Here is a 567-nt window from a genome sequence, read left to right on the forward strand (position 1 = left end):
GCGTGTCGTCGTAAAAAGCCACAGGGTCCGCGTTTTCAAGATAGACGAGGCCAATTTTGCTTACTGCAGAGTCAGAGTAGGTGTTCAAAAGGCCCATCAGGGTAATTTTGGCCAATCTCGTCCTTCAGCCAACAGGCGCTGTTGGCGCAATGATCCTGCTTCATGATGTGAATGCGGCCTACGCTGCTGCCTTGCTCCTCGCGCCATTGAGTAGGCGCAAGAGAAGGCGTGACAAACCGTTCTAGGTGATCGCCGAGTTCTGCCAGTTCAAAGTGCGCCGTGGTTGAGAAATAATGGTAGTTGGCGACGGGTTCTTTAAGGCTATTTAACGCGTCGATATCGACGATTACCTGATCAAATGGCTGATTCATATAAGCAAAGGTTTGGCTATTGGGATAATCCCACTGCTGGTTGTGTACCTTAAAAAACTTGGGATAGAAACGCCCAATGTGGCGATAACCTTGGTTTACCTGCATACCAAGATAAGGATCAACGAGGTCGGATTGCACTCTGAGGCTGCCAAGCTCTCGAGSCATCGCAATCCATCAAACCAATACGCACCATTGG

At 49.5% G+C, this 567-nt stretch carries 1 protein-coding gene; it reads right to left on the reverse strand.

What is annotated here, in order from left to right:
- Positions 1–71 precede the first annotated feature (71 nt).
- On the reverse strand, positions 72–536 hold the full coding sequence (locus CIK04_RS27985; protein ID WP_325205928.1) for a DUF6701 domain-containing protein: 465 nt from the start codon (positions 534–536) through the stop codon (positions 72–74).
- Positions 537–567 lie beyond the last annotated feature (31 nt).

The organism is Vibrio sp. 03_296 (assembly GCF_002265885.1).